The sequence below is a fragment of the Enterobacter cloacae complex sp. EB5 genome (genome assembly GCF_031432835.1).
Classification (GTDB): Bacteria; Pseudomonadota; Gammaproteobacteria; order Enterobacterales; family Enterobacteriaceae; genus Enterobacter; species Enterobacter hormaechei_C.
This window is the reverse complement of sequence record NZ_CP133860.1, coordinates 2847096-2861318: the sequence shown is the minus strand read 5'-3', so window position 1 is coordinate 2861318 and position 14223 is coordinate 2847096. Positions and strand designations below refer to the sequence as shown.

14 protein-coding genes are annotated in these 14223 nt (G+C 56.5%); 7 read left to right on the top strand and 7 right to left on the bottom strand.

Annotated elements, in window-relative coordinates; genetic code table 11:
• Window positions 1-10 precede the first annotated feature (10 nt).
• The 4 genes from RHN82_RS13690 to RHN82_RS13675 are packed head-to-tail and all read right to left on the bottom strand — an operon-like array spanning window position 11 to window position 2421.
• Window positions 11-760, bottom strand: a complete 750-nt coding sequence (locus RHN82_RS13690; RefSeq protein WP_017382918.1) for an SDR family oxidoreductase — start codon at window positions 758-760, stop codon at window positions 11-13.
• Window positions 760-1782 carry an aromatic ring-hydroxylating dioxygenase subunit alpha gene (locus tag RHN82_RS13685; RefSeq protein WP_017692695.1) on the bottom strand — a complete coding sequence of 341 codons (1023 nt, stop codon included), beginning with the start codon at window positions 1780-1782 and terminating at the stop codon, window positions 760-762. Before RHN82_RS13685 ends, RHN82_RS13690 begins: the two co-directional genes overlap by 1 nt.
• Window positions 1783-1792: 10 nt before the next feature.
• Window positions 1793-2101, bottom strand: a complete 309-nt coding sequence (locus RHN82_RS13680) for a recombinase-like helix-turn-helix domain-containing protein (RefSeq protein ID WP_003860045.1) — start codon at window positions 2099-2101, stop codon at window positions 1793-1795.
• Entirely contained in the window at window positions 2098-2421 is a 324-nt protein-coding gene (locus RHN82_RS13675) for a non-heme iron oxygenase ferredoxin subunit (protein WP_003860044.1), read from the bottom strand. The genes RHN82_RS13680 and RHN82_RS13675 overlap by 4 nt, the downstream gene beginning before the upstream one ends.
• A 415-nt stretch (window positions 2422-2836) precedes the next feature.
• Here RHN82_RS13675 and RHN82_RS13670 point away from each other — a divergent pair, with 415 nt between their 5' ends.
• Window positions 2837-4048: an MFS transporter gene (locus tag RHN82_RS13670; RefSeq protein WP_047050813.1), complete on the top strand. Its 1212-nt coding sequence runs from the start codon at window positions 2837-2839 to the stop codon at window positions 4046-4048.
• Between the two features lie 3 nt (window positions 4049-4051).
• Here the strand turns inward: RHN82_RS13670 and speB are convergent, their stop codons facing one another.
• The 3 genes from speB to yqgB form a co-directional block, all read right to left on the bottom strand.
• Entirely contained in the window at window positions 4052-4972 is a 921-nt protein-coding gene (gene speB, locus RHN82_RS13665; RefSeq protein WP_047050762.1) for an agmatinase, read from the bottom strand.
• A gap of 286 nt (window positions 4973-5258) precedes the next feature.
• On the bottom strand, window positions 5259-7235 hold the full coding sequence (speA, locus tag RHN82_RS13660) for a biosynthetic arginine decarboxylase (protein ID WP_017382922.1): 1977 nt from the start codon (window positions 7233-7235) through the stop codon (window positions 5259-5261).
• 8 nt (window positions 7236-7243) lie between these two features.
• Window positions 7244-7375: an acid stress response protein YqgB gene (gene yqgB / locus RHN82_RS13655; RefSeq protein WP_057979949.1), complete on the bottom strand. Its 132-nt coding sequence runs from the start codon at window positions 7373-7375 to the stop codon at window positions 7244-7246.
• Window positions 7376-8035: 660 nt separating this feature from the next.
• Here yqgB and metK point away from each other — a divergent pair.
• The 6 genes from metK to gshB all read left to right on the top strand — a co-directional run bounded on the left by metK (window position 8036) and on the right by gshB (window position 14151).
• Entirely contained in the window at window positions 8036-9190 is a 1155-nt protein-coding gene (gene metK, locus RHN82_RS13650) for a methionine adenosyltransferase (RefSeq protein WP_003860037.1), read from the top strand.
• Window positions 9191-9633: 443 nt separating this feature from the next.
• Window positions 9634-11031 (top strand): galactose/proton symporter, encoded by a 1398-nt coding sequence (galP, locus tag RHN82_RS13645; protein WP_015571832.1) that lies wholly within the window; start codon window positions 9634-9636, stop codon window positions 11029-11031.
• A gap of 58 nt (window positions 11032-11089) precedes the next feature.
• A complete protein-coding gene (locus RHN82_RS13640; protein WP_017692693.1) occupies window positions 11090-11587 on the top strand; it encodes a SprT family zinc-dependent metalloprotease in 498 nt (165 codons plus the stop codon).
• 94 nt (window positions 11588-11681) lie between these two features.
• The gene (gene endA / locus RHN82_RS13635; protein ID WP_047050759.1) at window positions 11682-12389 is read left to right on the top strand and encodes a deoxyribonuclease I; all 708 of its coding nucleotides are present in this window, start codon (window positions 11682-11684) and stop codon (window positions 12387-12389) included.
• Window positions 12390-12440: 51 nt separating this feature from the next.
• The gene (gene rsmE / locus RHN82_RS13630; RefSeq protein WP_017382923.1) at window positions 12441-13172 is read left to right on the top strand and encodes a 16S rRNA (uracil(1498)-N(3))-methyltransferase; all 732 of its coding nucleotides are present in this window, start codon (window positions 12441-12443) and stop codon (window positions 13170-13172) included.
• A gap of 31 nt (window positions 13173-13203) precedes the next feature.
• Complete coding sequence (gene gshB / locus RHN82_RS13625) at window positions 13204-14151, top strand: glutathione synthase (RefSeq protein WP_047050758.1); 948 nt, start codon at window positions 13204-13206, stop codon at window positions 14149-14151.
• The last annotated feature ends 72 nt before the right edge of the window (window positions 14152-14223 follow it).

Below are 14223 nucleotides of genomic sequence, written 5' to 3'. Positions count from 1 at the left end.
TCGCCCTACCTTAGTTAAAGACAAAACCGCCGTTGACCGGGATCAGCTGTCCGGTGATAAACCGCGACAGATCGCTTAACAGCCAGACCACGCTGCCGGTGACGTCTTCCGGCTGCTGCGCGCCGGTTAACGCGCGTCCGTTTTCGTAGAGCTGATGCCGTTCGGCGGGGACATATTCCGTCGCCTCGACGCGGGTTAGCCCCGGTGCGATGGCGTTGATACGGATACGTTTTTCCCCCAGCTCGCGCGCCATTGAGCGGGTCATGGCAATGACGGCCCCCTTGCTGGCGACGTAGGCCATCAGGCGCGGCGCACCCCACAGCGCGGTGTCGGACGCTACGTTCACAATGCCTGCCCCTTCGCGCAACAGCGGCACGGCGGCGCGCGTCACCAGCCAGGTGCCTTTGACGTTGACGCTCATCACCCGATCCCAGAGATCCGGATCGTAATCGAGCATATTTTTGCCGCCCACGCCCGTCGCCATCGCCGCGTTGTTCACCAGGCCGTCAATCTGCCCCTGCTCGCCAATGGCGCTGAACACCTGGTCGATGGAGTGCTGATCGGCCAGATCGATAACGTGCGATTCGATCGCATAGCCCTGCTCGCGCAGCCGGTGGGCACTCTCGGCCAGCTCGCCTTTGAGGATGTCGCACATCACCACCGCCGCGCCCTGCTCCGCGCAGGCCTGGGCAAAGTGGTAGCCCAGCCCGCGCGCGGCGCCGGTCACCACGATGCGCTTTCCGCTCAGCAGCCCGTTCATCAGGCGGCTCCCTGCTGTGCTTCACGCATCGCCAGCTGCTCTTTGGCGGCCTTTTGCATCATGCGGCGCAGGCGCGAGAGGCCAACGTCGTGCTGATACAGGTATTCATGATCGCGCGCGTTTGGCGCCAGGCTCTCCAGCACCACGCGGTCCTGCTCCAGCACTTCCCAGTGCAGTTTTTCCAGCCGGTTGCGGTACATGAAGCGCCACATATCGCGCTGCCAGCCCTGTACGCGGCGGATGCGCCAGAAGAAGACGCGGCAGTTGTCGTTATCTTCCGGCACCACCATGCCGACGATAAAGAAGTGACCGCCCGGTCCGAAGCGCTTCTTGTACGGAATGGAGAGGCGCATCCAGCAGGTGCCGCTGTTGCCCAGCTCCACCCAGTCAAAATTGACGCCGCTCTGCCCTTTCTTCTCGAAAATAAAACCGGTTTTGGTCGGCTGGAGCACCATGTCGGCCTTGCGATCCCCTTCCGCCATCGAGTGCGACGAGGAGTGCAGATAGGTGCCGTGCATCGGGTCCATCACGTTTTCCAGCGCGTACTGGTAATTGCATTTCCACGCGGCGGTGCAGAGGAAGTTGCTGAAGTTTTCCGTGTCGGCGAGTTCATCCGGGAAGGTCAGTTCGTCCGGCTGCTGGTCCGCGGTGACGCCAAACCAGAGGAATATGGCGCCGTGCGCCTCCTGTACGTTATAGCTGCGCACGCACTGCTGGCCGACCAGCGGACATTTATCCACGGCGGGCACGTCTTTCACCTCGCCGTTGCCCGCCACCTCTACGCCGTGATACCAGCAGGCAATGCGGTCCCCGAGGTTCCAGCCCATCGACAGGCGCGCGCCGCGGTGCGGGCAGCGGTCCTCCAGCGCCTGCACCTGGCCATCTTTATTGCGCCAGACCACAATCTGCTCGCCCAGGCGGGTGATGCCCACCGGCGCAGACTGCACTTCCCAGCTCGCCAGCACCGGATACCAGAGGCCGCGCAGACCTTTATCCAGATAATGTTGTACGGTCGTCGTCATCACGTTGCCCTCAGTAGCCGTTAACCTGTAAGAATGCCTGGAAACTGGCGTCGCTCCACGGCTCGCCCTGCTGGTCGTGCATACGCACCGCGTTCAGCCCGCTTACCAGCTCCGGCAGAGTTTCAACGCCCTGCTCGAAGAGATCTTCCAGCGTCGCAATCAGCTTCACTTCCCAGCTTTCCGGCTCGCGGCTGCGGGTCTGCCAGATCAGGTTCTGGTACTCGCCCGGCTTGTGAATGGCGCCATTACCGCCCTCTGCCGGCGGGGTAAACTGGCGGCTTTCCGGCAACGCCGGGTTGTAGTTCAGCGTGTCGCTCATGCCACGGTCTCCTCAACGAAGGTAATCTGAATCTGGTTTTCAAAGACCCGAACCGGGTATCGGTTGAGGTTGCGTCCTCCGGGGCCGTGCAGACACTGGCCGGTTTTGACGTCGAACACCGCCTCGTGCAGCGGGCATTCCACCTTGCCGTCTTCCACGAACCCCTGACTCAGCAGGGCATAGGCGTGCGGGCATACGTCCTCCAGCGCGTAATATTCACCGTCGATCAGGTAAACGCCGATCTCTTTACCGTCGACGTTGCCGCTAAAAGGGAAATCTTCCTGTACTTGCTCTGCGTCACATACGCCTATCCAGCTCATCACGATCCTCCAGGCTTTTGTTTCATATATGAAACTCTGTTTCTTATTTAATACGGTCAATATAAAAGCGATGAATGTTTCGTCAAGCGACAATGTGACGAATTTGTTAATCGATCGGCAATTAATTAACTAAGTGTGCAAGAGATCACGAAAAAATGCAGCGATATGAAATTTTCATTATTGCAGCGTGAGAAATACGTTTTTTTGATGGTCTCTTATTTTGAATAAAACAGATTGACTTCTTTTCTTTTTACTCTCTAAAAATAAATGAACGTCACCTCTTTCATGTTTCACCTGTGAAACTTATTTTTTATTTATCTTTATTAAACAAAGAGTTTCACAGGTGAACCATTTTACCTCCGTGACAATCACATTGATGAAAAATATAAGTTACAAAAAACGTAAGGCGGACATGATGACGGCAAGATGGCAAGGCACGATTGCGCTTTTATTACTCATTATTATTTCCTACGTCGATCGGGTAAATATCTCGGTAATGATTTTAAACCCGGAATTTGCCGAACATTTTCAGTTAAATGAAAACAGAATGTTACAAGGTCTGCTCATGACCTGCTTTCTGCTGGGTTATGGTTTTTCCGCTTTATTATTAACACCGGTTATTGAAAGCAAACTTCATTATCGGCAGGGATTATTAAGCAGCATTGCGATTTGGGCCGCGGTTTGCGCGGTTTCGCCTTTGCTTGGCTCGCTGACGGGAATGCTCATCGCTCGCGTGATTCTGGGGATCGCGGAGGGACCGCTTTTTTCACTGAAAACGCGCTTTATCAACGATAACTTTAGCGCGCAAGAGATCGGCAAACCCAACGCCGTGACCGCACTGGGCGTCTCGCTCGGGCTGGCCGTGGGCTTTCCACTGGTGACCTGGCTGATGTCGCATCTGGGCTGGGCCGGATCGTTTTACGCGCTGGCGGTGATGAATCTGGTGTTGGGCGGCGGGCTCATCTGGCGTTTTCTGCCCGCGCCGCGCAAGCTCCCGACCGCGAAAAAGCCGGGGTTTGTCCACACCTTCACGCTGGCCTGGCAGACGCCGCTGCTGGGCTGGATCATGGTGGTTGAAATCGCCACCCTGAGCTATCTCTGGGGGAGCAGCGCCTGGCTACCCGCGTGGCTGCGTGACGAGCACCACTTCTCGCTGCATGCCACGGGCTGGCTTGCGGCGATCCCCTTCCTGCTCAGCCTGGGGTCAAAGTTTCTGGGTGGCGTGCTGCTCGACAAAATGCGTCCGGAACAGGCACCGGTGCTGTTTGTGGTGGGCGGGGCGATGACGGCGCTGTCCGTGGTCGCGCTGATGCTCAGCCATCAGCCTGCCTGGCTGGCGCTGTTTATGCTTTCGGCTAACGTCTTCTGGGGGCTACAGGGAGCGGCTATTCCGGCGGTGATCCAGCATCACGCCGCGCGTGAAGCGGTGGGTAGCGCTTACGGCATAATCAATGGGATCGGCAATATCTGCGCGGCGTTTATTCCGCTGCTGATGGGGATGGTGATGAGATCGGTGGGGTCGGTCAGTTCAGGCTTTTCGGTGCTGGTCGTCTCGCAGGTTGTCACCCTGCTTGCCGGGGGAATGTTGCTGCTGCGCATGCGGCGCGCAGCAGCAATCAGCACGTAAGGCTTATTCGCCTTTTTTCGCCGCCTGGATGTAGAGCATTTCCAGCGCCAGGGTCGCCGCGGCCAGCGCGGTGATCTCGGACTGGTCATAGGCTGGAGCCACTTCCACCACGTCCATCCCGACGATGTTCAGATCCTTCAGGCCGCGCACCAGCTTGATGGCGCGGTCTGACGTCAGGCCGCCGATCACCGGCGTACCGGTACCCGGAGCGAATGCCGGATCCAGGCAGTCGATGTCGAAGGTCAGGTAGACAGGCATGTCGCCGACGATCTGCTTAACCTGAGCCAGAATATCGTCCACGCCGCGATCGCTCACCTGGCCCGCGTCGAGTACGGTGAAGCCGTTGTCTTTGTCGAACTCGGTGCGGATGCCGATCTGCACGGAGTGGTTCGGATCGATCAGGCCTTCTTTCGGCGCGGTATAGAACATGGTGCCGTGGTCGAACTCGCAGCCGTTCGCGTAGGTGTCGGTGTGCGCATCGAAGTGCACCAGCGCCATTTTACCGAAGTGCTTCGCGTGGGCGCGCAGCAGCGGCAGGGTCACGAAGTGGTCACCGCCGAAGGAGAGCATGCGTTTACCGGCCGCCAGCAGCTTCTCGGCGTGCGCCTGCAATTTTTCGCTCATTTCACGCGCGTCACCGAAGGCGTACACCAGATCGCCGCAGTCCACCACGTTCAGGCGCTCGCGCATGTCGAAGTTCCACGGGAAGCGGTTGTGCTCCCAGGCCAGGTTAGTGGAAACCTGACGGATCGCCGCCGGGCCATGACGTCCACCCGCACGACCGGACGTTGCCATGTCGAACGGTACGCCGGTGATCACCCAGTCCGCATCGCTGTCGTACGGCTGGAAGTTCATCGGAAGGCGTAAAAAACCAAACGCGTTAGATACCAGAGAGTTATCGTACTGATGACCTAAAGTGCTCATGTCCTGACCTCTTATAAAGTCGATACATTAAAAACAGATGAAAAAAAATCCCCTCCGCGTCGTTAAACCCGACGAGGAAGGGATTGATTCGTAAATCGCATATTGGGGCGAATTATCGCCATTAATTCATACGGGTTCAAGTGAGTATAGCATTCTGCCGGATGGCGGCTTCGCCTTCTCCGGCCTACATTCGTAGGCCCGGTAAGCGCAGCGCCACCGGGCATCGGCGGCACAGCGGCCTGATGCCCTCACCCCGCCCCTCTCCCACAGGGAGAGGGAGGTTTTCTTACTCGTCCTCCAGATACGTATACCCGTACAGACCCGCTTCAAACTCTTCCAGGAACTGCTGCTGCAAGGCATCGTCCAGACCGGTGTTTTTGACCTGATCGCGGAACTGGGTGAGCAGTTTTTTCGGATCGAGCTGAACGTATTCGAGCATGTCCGCCACGGTGTCCCCTTCGTCGGACAGCTCAACCTCCACGCTGCCGTCAGGGAAGACAAACACGTCAACCGCTTCGGTATCGCCGAACAGGTTGTGCATGTTGCCGAGGATCTCCTGATACGCACCCACCATAAAGAAGCCCAGCATTGGCGGGTTCTCCGGATCGTACTCCGGCATTGGCATCGTCGTTGCGATACCGTCGCCGTCGACGTAGTGGTCAATCGCGCCATCGGAGTCACAGGTAATGTCCAGCAGCACGGCGCGGCGTTCCGGGGCGTGGTTCAGCCCTTCCAGCGGCAGAACCGGGAACAGCTGGTCGATACCCCAGGCATCCGGCATCGACTGGAACAGGGAGAAGTTGACGTACATTTTGTCCGCCATACGCTCCTGCAACTCGTCGATAATTGGACGGTGCGCGCGGTTGCTCGGGTCGAGCTGTTTCTGCACTTCGTGGCACATATTCAGATAGAGCTGCTCGGCCCACGCGCGCTCTTGCAGACTGAAGGTGCCTGACGAGTAGCCGACGTGAATATCGTGCAGATCCATCTGGCTGTCATGCAGCCATTCGCGCAGGGAACGACGCGTGCCCGGCTCGTGCATCTCCTGCCAGGTTTCCCACATGCTTTGCAGGGAACGTGGGGCATCGTCTGCCGGAGGCGTGGCTTCGGTGATTTCGCTACGCTCAACGCCAATGATGTTAGAGACCAATACCGTATGGTGCGCGGTGACCGCGCGGCCGGATTCGGTGATCACCGTCGGGTGCGGCAGGCCGTGCTCTTCGCAGGCATCGCCAATCGCCCAGATGATGTTGTTGGCATATTCGTTCAGGCCATAGTTTACCGAGCAGTCAGACTGCGAGCGGGTCCCTTCGTAGTCCACGCCCAGGCCGCCGCCCACGTCAAAGCACTGAATATTCACGCCGAGCTTATGCAGCTCAACGTAGAAACGCGCAGATTCACGCACGCCGGTGGCGATGTCGCGAATGTTGGCCATCTGCGAGCCGAGGTGGAAGTGCAGCAGCTGAATGCTGTCCAGACGACCGCGCTCGCGCAGAATTTCCACCAGCTGAAGCACCTGGTTCGCCGCGAGGCCGAACTTGGATTTTTCACCGCCGGAAGACTGCCATTTACCGGAACCCTGCGACGCCAGTCGCGCACGCACGCCAAGGCGTGGGATCACGTTCAGACGCTCGGCCTCTTCCAGCACGATCGCGATTTCGGTCATCTTCTCGATCACCAGATAGACCTTGTGGCCCATCTTCTCGCCAATCAGCGCCAGACGAATGTATTCGCGGTCTTTATAGCCGTTACAGACGATCACCGACCGGGTCATGCCCGCGTGCGCCAGAACCGCCATCAGCTCCGCTTTAGAGCCGGCTTCCAGGCCCAGCGGCTCGCCGGAGTGGATCAGGGACTCAATCACGCGACGGTGCTGGTTGACCTTGATCGGGTAAACGAGGAAATAGTCGCCGTTATAACCATACGATTCCCGCGCGCGTTTGAACGCGGCGTTAATAGAACGCAGGCGATGTTGCAGGATCTGCGGGAAGCAGAACAGTGCAGGCAAGCGCTGACCCTGCGCTTCACGGGTTTTCACCAGTTTAGCGAGATCCACGCGCGCTTCCGGGACGTCCGGATCCGGGCAGACACTGATGTGGCCCAGCTCGTTAACGTCGTAGTAGTTATTGCCCCACCAGGCAATATTGTAAGTGCGCAGCATCTTGCTGGCTTCCTGGGAGCTCATCGCAACCTCCTGCATAGAACGTAGTACACCCTGTTCGCCTGCTGACGAAGGCGAAAGCGAAGACATGTCGTCAGACATAGCGAACCTCAACTCTTTGTATTAAGTGTAAAACAGTTGACTACTATCGCAGCGTTATACGGCGATAACAACCCATTAACGGCTCCATTTCCCAGCAGAGTATGCTGAAATCCAGACCGTGCGACCGGTTTCTTATTCATATCATTGTAAAACACGTATCCGAACTCTGTATGACAAGGTTCGGCGAAACCACGAGAAAACTCCTGTATTAACAAGAGCGCCCTTGTTCAGTTTTCACAAAGCGTGACCGGCTCTGGAATCCTGAGAAGCACCGAGATGGGTATAACATCGGCAGGTGTTTAGACCAGAAGTGCGGGTGGGAATCAAATGCGCGCCAGAACGGCTGCGCTGAATGAGCGGAAAACGATGGTTCATTATCTGGTATCACCTCCACGGCCGCCTCTGCTGAAACGGACCACAAGCCAAAGCTAAAAGTTCACTGCTTAACCCGGCTGGAAGTGGCGACACGATGTGTTCATCGAGCGCTTATTTTATATGAGCCGCGCGCCGCGTTTTATACCGAGAAGGTCGCTAAAAAGCAAAACAAAAATGCGCAGGTTGCCAGCGTCGTCAGGAAAAATTTCCAGCCGTGTTTTCAACGCAGTGAGAGGTGAGTCAAAAAAAACTGGAAATCGGGTGAAGAAGTGACCTAAAATAGACGTCCAGATGTTAATCCATCCATACCGATTAACACTCAGACTGCCAGTGTCAAAATCCTGTAGGCCTTGGTAGAATTATCTCCTATGGCTATTCCACACAGCAGCTTGAGCTAACCAAATTCCTCTTAGGTGAAATAAAACATGGCAAAACACCTGTTTACGTCCGAGTCCGTATCAGAAGGACATCCTGATAAAATTGCTGACCAAATCTCCGATGCGGTGCTGGATGCGATCCTCGCGCAGGATCCAAAGGCGCGCGTAGCGTGTGAAACCTATGTCAAAACCGGCATGGTTCTGGTTGGCGGTGAGATCACCACCAGCGCATGGGTTGATATCGAAGAGATCACCCGTAACACGGTGCGTGAGATCGGCTATGTACATTCTGATATGGGCTTTGATGCCAACTCCTGCGCCGTACTGAGCGCGATTGGCAAACAGTCTCCGGACATCAACCAGGGCGTTGACCGTGCCGATCCGCTGGAACAGGGCGCGGGCGACCAGGGCCTGATGTTCGGCTACGCAACCAACGAAACCGACGTGCTGATGCCAGCGCCGGTAACCTACGCCCACCGTCTGGTGCAGCGTCAGGCTGAAGTACGTAAAAACGGCACCCTGCCGTGGCTGCGTCCGGATGCGAAAAGCCAGGTGACCTTCCAGTATGACGACGGGAAAATCGTCGGTATCGATGCCGTGGTTCTTTCCACGCAGCATGCTGAAGAGATTGACCAGAAATCCCTGCAAGAAGCGGTGATGGAAGAGATCATCAAGCCGGTTCTGCCAACTGAATGGCTGAGCTCTGCGACCAAATTCTTCATCAACCCAACCGGACGCTTTGTTATCGGCGGCCCAATGGGTGACTGCGGTCTGACCGGTCGTAAAATCATCGTAGATACTTACGGCGGCATGGCACGTCACGGCGGCGGCGCATTCTCCGGTAAAGATCCATCTAAAGTTGACCGTTCTGCGGCGTACGCTGCACGTTATGTAGCGAAAAACATCGTTGCTGCCGGTCTGGCTGACCGCTGTGAGATCCAGGTTTCCTACGCTATCGGCGTGGCTGAGCCAACCTCCATCATGGTGGAAACCTTCGGGACAGAAAAAGTGCCTTCTGAACAGCTGACCCTGCTGGTGCGTGAGTTCTTCGACCTGCGTCCATACGGTCTGATTCAGATGCTGGATCTGCTGCACCCAATCTACCAGGAAACCGCAGCGTACGGTCACTTTGGTCGCGAACATTTCCCATGGGAAAAAACCGACAAAGCCGCCCTGCTGCGTGATGCTGCCGGTCTGAAATAATCGACTAACAGCGTTGTTTTAAAGGCCAGCCTTCGGGTTGGCCTTTTGCATTTGTGCGGTCATTTTTGCCCGGCGGCGCTTCGCTTGCACGGGCCTACGGGTTTTTGAGGTGTTTGTAGTTTTTGTAGGCCGGGTAAGGCGCAGCCGCCACCCGGCAATATTTGGAACCGTTTACACCCCACTCTCTTTACCCCGCTTTCAGAATATTCTCTTTGCATGATCGCATTTCTTCTGCTGTTACATTCCCTTTCAGTTAAGTCTGAAATTTGTGCAAACGCGATGCACATCAATTAATTTACCTCTATATTTTCAAAGCTTTAATTATTTTTACGGTTACAAGCCAGTGTAACCGATTACACCGTTGTGATTTGACTCACATATTTTTATGAGCCGCTCACCTACTCTTAATATCGTAAAAACTGATAACCCAACTGGAGGGCATAATGCCTGACAATAATAAACAGGGGCGTACGTCCAATAAGGCAATGACGTTCTTCGTCTGCTTCCTCGCCGCTCTGGCAGGATTACTCTTTGGCCTGGATATTGGCGTAATTGCCGGTGCATTACCTTTCATCACCGATGAGTTCCAGATTAGCGCACACACTCAGGAATGGGTGGTTAGCTCCATGATGTTCGGTGCCGCCGTCGGCGCGGTCGGCAGCGGCTGGCTCTCCTTTAAGCTCGGGCGTAAAAAGAGCCTGATGATCGGCGCGATCCTGTTCGTTGCCGGCTCACTGTTCTCTGCCGCTGCGCCTAACGTTGAAGTGCTGATCATCTCCCGCGTGCTGCTCGGTCTGGCAGTGGGCGTGGCGTCTTATACTGCCCCGCTGTACCTGTCTGAAATCGCTCCGGAAAAAATCCGCGGCAGCATGATTTCCATGTATCAGCTGATGATCACCATCGGGATTCTGGGGGCTTATCTCTCGGATACCGCATTCAGCTACAGCGGCGCATGGCGCTGGATGCTGGGCGTCATCATCATTCCTGCCATCCTGCTGCTGATTGGCGTCTTCTTCCTGCCGGACAGTCCGCGCTGGTTCGCCGCCAAACGCCGCTTCCATGATGCCGAACGCGTGCTCTTACGCCTGCGTGATACCAGCGCCGAAGCCAAAAACGAGCTGGAAGAGATCCGCGAAAGCCTGAAGGTCAAACAGTCCGGCTGGGCGCTGTTCAAAGAGAACAGCAACTTCCGCCGCGCGGTGTTCCTCGGTGTGCTGTTACAGATCATGCAACAGTTCACCGGGATGAACGTCATCATGTATTACGCGCCGAAAATCTTCGAACTGGCGGGCTACACCAACACCACCGAGCAGATGTGGGGCACCGTGATCGTCGGCCTGACCAACGTGCTGGCGACCTTTATCGCTATCGGTCTGGTGGACCGCTGGGGACGTAAGCCAACCCTGACGCTGGGCTTCCTGGTGATGGCCGTCGGGATGGGCGTGCTGGGTACCATGATGCACATGGGCATTCACTCTCCAACGGCACAGTACTTCGCCGTGGCGATGCTGCTGATGTTTATCATTGGGTTTGCGATGAGCGCCGGTCCGCTGATTTGGGTGCTGTGCTCTGAGATCCAGCCGCTGAAAGGGCGTGATTTTGGTATCACCTGCTCTACCGCAACCAACTGGATTGCCAACATGATCGTCGGCGCAACGTTCCTGACCATGCTCAATACCCTGGGTAACGCCAATACCTTCTGGGTCTACGCCGGTCTGAACCTGTTCTTTATTGTTCTCACTATCTGGCTGGTTCCTGAAACCAAACATGTTTCACTGGAACACATTGAACGTAACCTGATGAAAGGTCGTCCTCTGCGCGAAATCGGCGCACACGACTGATCCTCCTGCGGGAGGCGCCTCTTGCGCCTCCCTGCTTCCCGCTTTATGCTCTGCCCCTATGAAAGCTCCCCGTCTCCCCATCGCCATTCAGCAAGCCGTTATGCGCAGCCTGCGGGAAAAACTCGCCCAGGCCAACCTGAAGCTCGGCCGCAATTATCCTGAACCGAAGCTGGTCTATCAGCAGCGTGGCACCGCGGCAGGCACCGCCTGGCTGGAAGCCTACGAGATCCGCCTGAATCCGGTACTGATGATGGAAAACCAGCAGGCGTTTATCGACGAAGTCGTCCCGCACGAACTGGCGCACCTGCTGGTGTGGAAGCACTTTGGCCGCGTCGCACCGCACGGCAAAGAGTGGAAGTGGATGATGGAGGCGGTGCTCGGCGTTCCGGCTCGCCGCACCCATCAGTTCGAGCTGGAATCGGTACGCCGCAATACTTTCCCCTACCGCTGCCAGTGTCAGCAGCACCAGCTTACCGTCCGCCGCCATAACCGCGTGGTGCGCGGCGAGGCCACCTACCGCTGCGTAAAGTGCGGCGAACCGCTGGTTGCGGAATAATCAACTGAACTTTCAGGAACTTTCCTGATCTGACTGATTGCATACGGGAACAACATTCGTTACGTTGCGGGCTCGTTTTGACACGGAGTGTAAGATGTCCCGTAATGTTTCTCTCGCGGTCGCTTTTCTGGCGTCAGCGCTCTCCGGCCATGCTCTGGCCGACGGTATTCACAGTTTCTCTCAGGCAAAAACCGCAGGCGTAAAGATTAACGCCGACGTACCGGGTGATTTCTACTGCGGCTGTAAAATTAACTGGCAGGGTAAAAAAGGGGTCGTGGATCTGGGATCCTGCGGCTATAAGGTGCGCAAGAACGAGAACCGCGCCAGCCGAATCGAATGGGAACACGTTGTTCCGGCCTGGCAGTTTGGCCACCAGCGCCAGTGCTGGCAGGACGGTGGACGTAAAAATTGCGCAAAAGATCTGGTCTACCGCCAGATGGAAAGCGATATGCACAACCTGCAACCCGCCGTGGGTGAGGTCAATGGCGATCGCGGAAACTTCATGTACAGCCAGTGGAACGGTGGCGAAGGCCAGTACGGTCAGTGCGCCATGAAGGTCGATTTCAAAGAGAAAGTCGCCGAACCGCCTGCACGCGCACGCGGCAGCATCGCCCGCACTTACTTCTATATGCGCGACCGCTACGATCTCAACCTTTCCCGCCAGCAGACGCAGCTCTTCAATGCCTGGGACAAGCTCTACCCGGTGACGGACTGGGAATGCCAGCGCGACGAACGTATCGCCAAAGTCCAGGGGAATCACAACCCTTACGTCCAGCGGGCTTGCCAGGCGCAAAAGAGCTAACCTACACTACGGCAATTCGCTTATATCGCATGACACATGGAATTTCTGACTATGCGCATCCCTCGCATCTATCACCCTGAACTGATTACCCCAGGCGGCGAAATCGCCCTGTCTGATGATGCCGCAAACCATGTAGGCCGCGTGCTGCGCATGGGGGCAGGCCAGGCGATTCAGCTCTTTGACGGCTCTAATCAGGTTTTCGACGCTGAAATTACGCGCGCCGATAAAAAAAGCGTGCACGTGAAGGTGCTGCGTGGCGACGTGGACGACCGGGAATCCCCGCTGCACATTCACCTGGGCCAGGTGATGTCGCGAGGGGAAAAGATGGAGTTCACCATTCAGAAATCCATTGAACTGGGTGTAAGCCTCATTACGCCACTTTTTTCTGAGCGCTGCGGCGTTAAACTGGATGCGGAACGTCTGAACAAAAAGATCCAGCAGTGGCAAAAAATTGCCATTGCGGCCTGCGAACAGAGCGGCCGCAACCGTATCCCGGAGATCCGCCCGGCGATGGATCTGGAGGACTGGTGTGCAGAAGAGGAGAGCGGGCTTAAGCTCAATCTTCATCCGCGCGCCAGCGCCAGCATCAATACGCTGCCGCTGCCCGTTGAGCGTGTACGCCTGCTGATTGGCCCGGAAGGCGGCCTGTCGGCTGACGAAATTGCCATGACGGCGCGTTACCAGTTTACTGATATTCTGTTGGGACCTCGCGTTCTGCGCACTGAGACAACGGCACTCACCGCCATTACCGCGCTACAGGTGCGATTTGGCGATCTGGGTTGAAGCAAAGCCTGACCCATAACCGGAGAAGAAGATGATTAAGCTCGGCATCGTAATGGACCCCATCGCAAACATTAACATCAAGAAAGACTCCAGCTTCGCTATGCTGCTGGAAGCGCAGCGTCGCGGCTATGAACTCCACTATATGGAGATGAACGATCTTTACCTGATCAACGGTGAAGCCCGCGCACGCACCCGCATCGTTAACGTCGAGCAGAACTACGAAAAATGGTACGAATTCGGCACAGAACAGGATATTGCCCTGGCCGACCTTAACGTGATCCTGATGCGTAAAGATCCGCCGTTCGACACCGAATACATTTACGCCACCTATATCCTTGAGCGTGCCGAAGAGAAAGGAACGCTGATCGTCAACAAGCCGCAGAGCCTGCGCGACTGCAACGAGAAGCTCTATACCGCATGGTTCTCTGACCTGACGCCGGATACGCTCGTCACCCGCAGCAAAACGCAGCTGAAAGAATTCTGGCAGAAGCACGGCGACATCATCATGAAGCCGCTGGACGGCATGGGCGGCGCGTCGATCTTCCGCGTGAAAGAGGGCGATCCGAACATTGGCGTGATTGCCGAAACGCTGACCGAGCTGGGAACCCGCTACTGCATGGCGCAGAACTATCTGCCGGCCATTAAAGACGGCGACAAGCGTGTGCTGGTCGTGGACGGCGAGCCGGTGCCTTACTGCCTGGCGCGTATCCCGCAGGGAGGGGAAACCCGTGGCAACCTGGCGGCTGGCGGCCGTGGCGAACCGCGTCCGTTAAGCGAAAGCGACTGGGAAATTGCCCGCCGCGTCGGCCCTACGCTGAAAGCCAAAGGCCTGATCTTCGTCGGCCTCGATATCATCGGCGATCGTCTGACCGAAGTGAACGTCACCAGCCCGACCTGCATTCGTGAAATCGAAGCGGAATTCCCGATCTCGATCACCGGAATGCTGATGGACGCTATCGAAAAACGTTTACAGAAATAACCTGTGACAGCGCCTGTGTTTATCCCCATACTGGGCGCTGTCGCTTTTTAAACCAGGAAACAGTACCTCTGA

Coding starts and splice junctions, on each gene's coding strand:
- RHN82_RS13690 (WP_017382918.1), bottom strand. CDS start 760: ATGAACGGGCTGCTGAGCGGAAAGCGCATCGTGGTGACCGGCGCCGCG.
- RHN82_RS13685 (WP_017692695.1), bottom strand. CDS start 1,782: ATGACGACGACCGTACAACATTATCTGGATAAAGGTCTGCGCGGCCTC.
- RHN82_RS13680 (WP_003860045.1), bottom strand. CDS start 2,101: ATGAGCGACACGCTGAACTACAACCCGGCGTTGCCGGAAAGCCGCCAG.
- RHN82_RS13675 (WP_003860044.1), bottom strand. CDS start 2,421: ATGAGCTGGATAGGCGTATGTGACGCAGAGCAAGTACAGGAAGATTTC.
- RHN82_RS13670 (WP_047050813.1), top strand. CDS start 2,837: ATGACGGCAAGATGGCAAGGCACGATTGCGCTTTTATTACTCATTATT.
- speB (WP_047050762.1), bottom strand. CDS start 4,972: ATGAGCACTTTAGGTCATCAGTACGATAACTCTCTGGTATCTAACGCG.
- speA (WP_017382922.1), bottom strand. CDS start 7,235: ATGTCTGACGACATGTCTTCGCTTTCGCCTTCGTCAGCAGGCGAACAG.
- yqgB (WP_057979949.1), bottom strand. CDS start 7,375: ATGAATAAGAAACCGGTCGCACGGTCTGGATTTCAGCATACTCTGCTG.
- metK (WP_003860037.1), top strand. CDS start 8,036: ATGGCAAAACACCTGTTTACGTCCGAGTCCGTATCAGAAGGACATCCT.
- galP (WP_015571832.1), top strand. CDS start 9,634: ATGCCTGACAATAATAAACAGGGGCGTACGTCCAATAAGGCAATGACG.
- RHN82_RS13640 (WP_017692693.1), top strand. CDS start 11,090: ATGAAAGCTCCCCGTCTCCCCATCGCCATTCAGCAAGCCGTTATGCGC.
- endA (WP_047050759.1), top strand. CDS start 11,682: ATGTCCCGTAATGTTTCTCTCGCGGTCGCTTTTCTGGCGTCAGCGCTC.
- rsmE (WP_017382923.1), top strand. CDS start 12,441: ATGCGCATCCCTCGCATCTATCACCCTGAACTGATTACCCCAGGCGGC.
- gshB (WP_047050758.1), top strand. CDS start 13,204: ATGATTAAGCTCGGCATCGTAATGGACCCCATCGCAAACATTAACATC.